The sequence below is a fragment of the Sulfurihydrogenibium yellowstonense SS-5 genome, assembly GCF_000173615.1.
Lineage (GTDB): Bacteria > Aquificota > Aquificia > Aquificales > Hydrogenothermaceae > Sulfurihydrogenibium > Sulfurihydrogenibium yellowstonense.
Window position 1 is genome coordinate 1 of the sequence record NZ_ABZS01000096.1, and the last position, 6,433, is coordinate 6,433.

At 31.9% G+C, this 6,433-nt stretch carries 5 protein-coding genes and 1 pseudogene; 4 read left to right on the forward strand and 2 right to left on the reverse strand.

Annotated features, from left to right (window positions below):
- Positions 1-132 (reverse strand): DUF2281 domain-containing protein (locus SULYE_RS08670; RefSeq protein WP_007547119.1); only part of this gene is annotated, 132 nt, incomplete at its 3' end.
- 50 nt (positions 133-182) lie between these two features.
- Positions 183-404: pseudogene (locus SULYE_RS04935) on the reverse strand (phosphomannose isomerase type II C-terminal cupin domain); the annotation flags it as partial.
- Positions 405-505: 101 nt separating this feature from the next.
- Between SULYE_RS04935 and SULYE_RS04940 the strand changes: the two are divergent.
- From SULYE_RS04940 to SULYE_RS04955, 4 genes are all read left to right on the forward strand, one after another.
- Complete coding sequence (locus SULYE_RS04940) at positions 506-814, forward strand: hypothetical protein (RefSeq protein ID WP_007547123.1); 309 nt, start codon at positions 506-508, stop codon at positions 812-814.
- A 78-nt stretch (positions 815-892) separates the two neighbouring features.
- Positions 893-2,872 carry a YjbH domain-containing protein gene (locus SULYE_RS04945; RefSeq protein ID WP_007547125.1) on the forward strand — a complete coding sequence of 660 codons (1,980 nt, stop codon included), beginning with the start codon at positions 893-895 and terminating at the stop codon, positions 2,870-2,872.
- Between the two features lie 515 nt (positions 2,873-3,387).
- Positions 3,388-5,904: an SLBB domain-containing protein gene (locus tag SULYE_RS04950; RefSeq protein ID WP_007547127.1), complete on the forward strand. Its 2,517-nt coding sequence runs from the start codon at positions 3,388-3,390 to the stop codon at positions 5,902-5,904.
- 1 nt (position 5,905) lies between these two features.
- A partial coding sequence (locus SULYE_RS04955) for a Wzz/FepE/Etk N-terminal domain-containing protein (protein WP_007547129.1) occupies positions 5,906-6,433 on the forward strand: 528 nt, incomplete at its 3' end.

Sequence of the window (6,433 nt, forward strand, 5' to 3'; positions counted from 1 at the left end):
AGTTGGTTTTTTCTTTTCTGTTTCCTCTCTTTTTCTTTTTTCTAACAAAAACAATGCAAAGTCTTCAACTTCTTTTATTAAATCTTCTGGTAATTCTTTTATAATATCCTCTAATTTTTTAGCTTCTCGCATGATTTTTTATCTCTAATATTAAGGTTATTAACCAGCCTTAAATAACTCTCCTAACACCTTCCATACACATCATTAAATCTTACAATATCATCCTCTTCCACATACTCACCAACTTGTACTTCTATTAGCTCTAACGGAATCTTTCCTGGATTAACTAATCTATGTTTAGTTGTTTTTGGAACATATATACTTTCATTTTCATGAACAAAGTATTCTTTTATCCCTCCGTTTTCTTCTAAAACTACTTTTGCAGTACTTTTCATCATTATCCAGCGTTAGCTCTTTGCAAAAATTATAACTTATTCGAAAATTTGCTTTTTAGAAAATTTTGAATTATACTTATAATAAAAATTTCTAAAAGGAGGTATTTTTCATGAAAAAAGTTTTATTAGCGGGAGTATTAGCAGTGTCTATGGTAATGTCTAATGCGTTTGCAGATGGAAAAGCAGCTGGAGCAGCGGCAGCCGGATCTTCAAGCTCAGCTGGAGCGGCAACAGGCACTGCAGCTGGGTCTGCAGGTGTAGGAGCAGGGGGGGCAGCGGCAGGAACAGCAGTTGGAGCTACATCAATTACAGCAGCAGCGATTCCAGCTGCAATAATAGCAGCAGGAGCAGCGGCAGCAGCAGCGATAGCATCATCATCCGACAGTTCACCAACTCATACAACTACATCACATCATTAAACCAGCTACTATATAGAAATTATACCCAACCTCCCTCCTTTATGGGGGGTTTTTAATTATATAATCAAGGATGTATAAGTGAAAAAACATACTATAGTTGCAGGTATTGGTTTATTTACATTAGTATATCAGTCATTAGCTGTTGAAAATTTTCCAATAACCACTGATTTTGGAAGGACTGGATTAATATCAATCCCTTCAGCTTACACAATTCAAGATGGTAATTTGCTTTTTGGATTTTCAAGAACCTATCCATACACAAGAGGCTTTCTTGGATTTGGATTTATTCCAAGGTTTGAGGGTGGAATAGTAATCACTCAAATTGATAATATAAGTTTTAAAAATGACCCAGTATGGAAAAATTATGGAAAATACAAAGACAAAGCTTTCTTTGCAAAATTTCAATTAATTCCTGAAACTGAAACATTGCCAGCTTTAGCCATAGGGTACGATGATTTTCATGGTACTAAACTTTTTGAGACTAAATACATAACAGCCACAAAATTTGTTGATTTTGTAATTCCTCAGAATATAACTATTGGATATGGTTCAGGTAAGCTTGACGGAGTTTTCGGTGGGACAGAAATCTTGCTGCATCCAAAGGTTTCTTTTTTGGCGGAATATGCACCATATAAAACAGAAAAAATGATAGGTTTTAGACAAAAAAAACTAAAAAATTCTGAAAAAGTAAATTATGGAATAAATTACCATCCATATAAGTGGTTAAGCGTTAGTGGCTATGTTGAGAGGCAAGATTTAGGATTTACAATATCCTTAAATGCTCCTTTGGGCGGCGGTTTACCTAAAATTCCTAAGCATTTTATTCTATCTGAAGAAGACGTAAAAGAAATAAAAGAAGGCAAACAAGAATCTTTTTATGCTAAAGCACTGGAAAGGTTAGACTTAAAATATGCAGAGGTATGGCAGGATGGAGATGTACTTAATATCGAATATTCTAACAAAGGTTATCTATTTGAAAGCATTGCGTTAAAAAAAGCCCTTGATGTTTTAAGAGTTACATATTTTCCTGGTGTAAAGACAGTCAGGATAATTATAAAAGAAAATAATGTGCCTATAACATCTATAGAAATTCCTGGATATGTCGTTAACGCTTATCTAAATAAAAAGGTAGAGTTAGATTATTTACTTCAAAAAACTAAATCGACCATAGCTCCGGATTACAAGCCAAAATATAGCTTTATTTTTGATAAGCCTGAGTTATCCGGCAACGTAAAAATAAGAACATTCCTTAATGACCCATCAGGAGCTTTTAAATACCAATTGTCTTATGATATAGGAATAAAAGAAAATTTACTGAATAACTTTAGTCTAACTTCCACATTATCTATACCAATAATAAATAACATTTCAACCATCAACCAACCTTTGATGAACCCACCAGTTAGGTCAGATGTTGCTGATTATTTAAAACAAAAAAAACCAAGATTGTATAATCTATCTTTCAACTACTTAGAAAATATAGGGAAAATTTTGCCCAGAACATTCGCTACTGTATCTGCCGGGTATAATGAAATGATGTTTGCCGGAGTAGGTGGAGATATTCTTCATTTTGTTGGTGATGGAAGGCTTGCTTTTGGGGTTGGCGGCGATTATGTCTACAAAAGAGACCCTGAAAGTATTTTTAAACTTAAAAATGATAGATTTCACGATTATTATCTTAATTTCTATTATAGCTTTAAAGAACCTGAGATTAAAGTAAATATAAAGATGGCAAGGTTTTTAGCTGGGGATGAAGGTGTTAGATTTCAGGTTTCAAGAGTTGTAAAAGGTTTTGAAATAGGTTTTTGGTGGACTAAATCCAATACTAACAAACCTCAATTTTATGGAGATAATAGAGGATATTCAGATAAAGGAATTTTTATAACCATACCATTTAGAGTTTTCTTCACAAAAGACACTTATCAAACAGCAAGTTATAGTCTTTCTCCTTGGACAAGAGATGTTGGACAGCTCTCTTATCGCCCTATAGACCTATACAACACAGTAAGACCAAAACTTCCTTTTTATTTGTTAGATACTTATGATGAAAAGGAGTAAGAGATGAAATATAGTCAGCATATACTTTATTGACGTCTTTCATACGTAATATCATGCATGGTATAATAAAAGTTAATAATAATTACCTCGGGCAAGAAATTCAATAAAAGTAAGAGATTCTTCGCGTAGAATGACAAATAAGACTATCCTTTCTATGATGTTTATTATTCAACCCTTTCCTGTTATTATTAGTACTCTATTCCGAAGCATCTAATTTTTAAACTCTATAAAAATCACTTATTTTTCACCCAAATTATGTTATAATGAAAATTAATAATAACAGTTAGATGAGTAGTGATAGACTTTATAAATATATCGAAGAGATTTTTTAATTGATGTTCTCAGGATTATAAGAGAGTAAAACAGTAAGAGATGAAAAATTTCAAAAAGTGCGAGGATAATTTAAATTTAAATCCAAAAAAAATCCTCAATATCTTCTATACTACTGTCTTTTAATGTTAAATAATATATGTGATATAATAAACAATGCCTTTTTACATATCAGGGGGAATCAAATGAAGATACAGCTGCGTGTATTGTTTTTTATCATTAGCATATTTTCATTTCTTTACGCACAGGAAGGTGGGGGTATATCTTTACCATCGCAAAATACTGGGAATGTTCCATATGTAAATCTTCCACCATCAGAGGTTCTTCAAAAACTTAAAGAAAATCAAAATATTTTAAAAGAAAATAAAACCATAATAAACAAAGAGCAAATTCAAAATCAATTAACAGGGCTAGAGGAAAATCAAGAAAATGAACAATTTAAAGAAGAAGTAAAGCAAACAGAAACAAATAATTTGGCTGCTAAAGAATCATCGGAATTAGAAACAAATATTAATAATCTTTTTAAAGATATATTAAAAAATAAAAAATTAGAGCAGTTTGGATATAACTTCTTTAAAAAATCTACTAAATCTATTTCCCCGGTTGGTGATGATTACATACTGGGACCTGGTGATTCTTTAAAAGTTTACGTGTGGGGTGATCCCGTTGACCTTATGGCTATCAATAGAGATTTTAGCCTAAAAGTATCTTCAGATGGTACTGTTTATGTTCCAAATGTAGGAATGCTTCAGGTAAGTGGCTTAACCTTGGGTGATTTCAAGAAATTAATTACATCAAAGCTGTCTTCTAAATTTAAAAACCTAAAAGTTGATGCTACTGTAGAAAAAATAAGAAAGTTTAACATTTACTTAACCGGATTTGTAAACTCTCCGGGTATGAAAACTGTCGATGCATTAGATACATTGGTCGATGCTTTAATATTTGCTGAAGGTGTTTCAAAAAATGGTAGTTTAAGAAATATCGAAATTAAAAGAAAAACTGCTTTTGGAATATCTGTTATAAAGGTTGACCTATACGACTTGTTTATTAAAGGATATCCAATAGATATTAAACTAAAAGATGGAGATGTAATTTATGTTCCACCGATAGGTAATGTTGTTGCAATAGCCGGAGAAGTAAAAAGACCTGCAATATATGAGCTAAAAAATGAAAATTCTTTAGATGAGATTCTTGAATTTGCTGGAGGTATAAACCCATCATCAAGCGAGGTTTTTGTTAGACTGATGAGATATTCTAAGGACGGAATTGTTATCAAAGAAGGAGCATTAAATGATAAAACATTTTTAAAAACAAGGTTAGAAAATGGTGATTTTGTCTTAGTTGGTAAAAATCCAGGGGTCCTTGAAAATGGCGTAGATTTAACCGGTGAAGTTTATTATCCCGGAATTTATTCAATAAATGATACTCCAGATTTAAAAACACTCATAGAAAAAGCCAAACCATTAGTAAATGCAAAAAGTATTGTGATTACGGATGTTAAAAAGCAACAATTTTATACAACAGTAGAAGATGTTTTATATGGGAAAAGTAATTATAAGTTTTCCGGTAAAGAAAAAGTAGCAGTCTTAAGTAAATTTTTAGAAGAGCCTGTGTACATAACAGGTGAAATTGAAGAATCTAAAACAATTCAATATTATCCAGAAATTACCCTGCTGGATGTAATTAAAGATATTAAGTTTCAAGACAAAATAGAAAATTTAAAAGTTCGTATTTACAATCCCAATGAAGATAATAACGTAAAGGAATTAAGCATAGAAAACCAAAGCCAAAAAAAGGAAAAAATTGAGTTGAAACCAGCAAAAATTATTTATCTTTATGATTTGCTTATTAAAGGTATCGGAAATATTAAACTTAAACCTGGTACTATTGTAATGATAGTTAAAAAAGACAAAAATGAAAAAGCTCCATCTGTAATAGTTACAGGTGAAGTTGTTAATCCGGGTAAGTATGAAATAGAACCCGGTAAAACCACGCTTTATGATGTTTTAAAGTTGGCAGGTGGATACAGAGAAAACGCATTCCCTCAAGGTTTAATCTTTATTAGAGAATCTACAAAAAGACTTCAAGAAGAAAAATTAGAAACTACTTTAGCTATCTTGGAAGAGGAGATTATTAAGTCAAAAAATAGATACGCTTTTTCTGACGAAGCAGAAAGTAAAGCTGCAATGATGGCAATTCAAGACCAGGCAAGACAAATAGAACTTCTTAAAAAGAAAGCATTACTTGGGCTTGGAAGAATTTCTCTTGATATTCCACCACTATTAGAAGATCTAAAAAATTCTAATCAAAACATAACGCTTGAAGATGGAGATACAATCATAGTTCCACCTAAACCAAACTACGTGTTAGTGCTTGGAGATGTTTATAATCAAATATCATTGCCATACATAAAAGATTATAGGCTAAAAGATTATTTGGATATGGTTGGCGGTCCCACAAGGACTGGTAACTTAAACGACCTTTATATAATAAAAGCTAACGGCAGAATAGTCTCAGCACAAAATTATGGCGGAAGATTTTTGTTATGGTCCGGAATTATGGATTATAAGTTAAGCGAAGGTGATACAATCGTGGTTCCAACAGAGCTAAAAATACCTATAATGTGGAGACCATTATTAAAGGATATAGTACAAATTATATTCCAGTCAATATCAACAGCAGTACTGGCTAAGAGGTTGTAAAATGCAAGAAAACAAAGCGCTTAAAAACCAAGAAATTTGCCAAGAAGATGAAATAGATTTATTTGAGCTTTTTCACATCATATGGAATAACAGATTTTTTATCGCAAAAATAGTATTTGGAATTACAATACTTACAGCTATTATTTCATTTATTCTTCCAAAGACTTACACATCAGAATCTGTAATAGTCCCTGTTACAAAATCTTCCTCCGGTAGCGGTCTTTCGGCTATTGCCGCAATGGCAGGCTTACCTGTGGGTGGAGATCAAGCAACTGCAAATGTTGTAGCAGTATTAAATAGCAATACTTTAAGAGAAAGGGTTGTCAAAGACCTAAATTTATTAGATGAAATTTTAAAAGACAAAAAGAATGAGTTTAAAAGACCATACCAAGAAGCAGGAATAAGATTAAAAAACAACATCAAGATAAATGAAGACAAAAAAAATGGAACTATAAAAATTGAGGTAGATTGGAAAGACCCAGATAAAGCACAAAAAATAAATGAGAGCATAATAAAAAACCTAAGACAG

Coding starts and splice junctions, on each gene's coding strand:
- SULYE_RS04940 (WP_007547123.1), top strand. CDS start 506: ATGAAAAAAGTTTTATTAGCGGGAGTATTAGCAGTGTCTATGGTAATG.
- SULYE_RS04950 (WP_007547127.1), top strand. CDS start 3,388: ATGAAGATACAGCTGCGTGTATTGTTTTTTATCATTAGCATATTTTCA.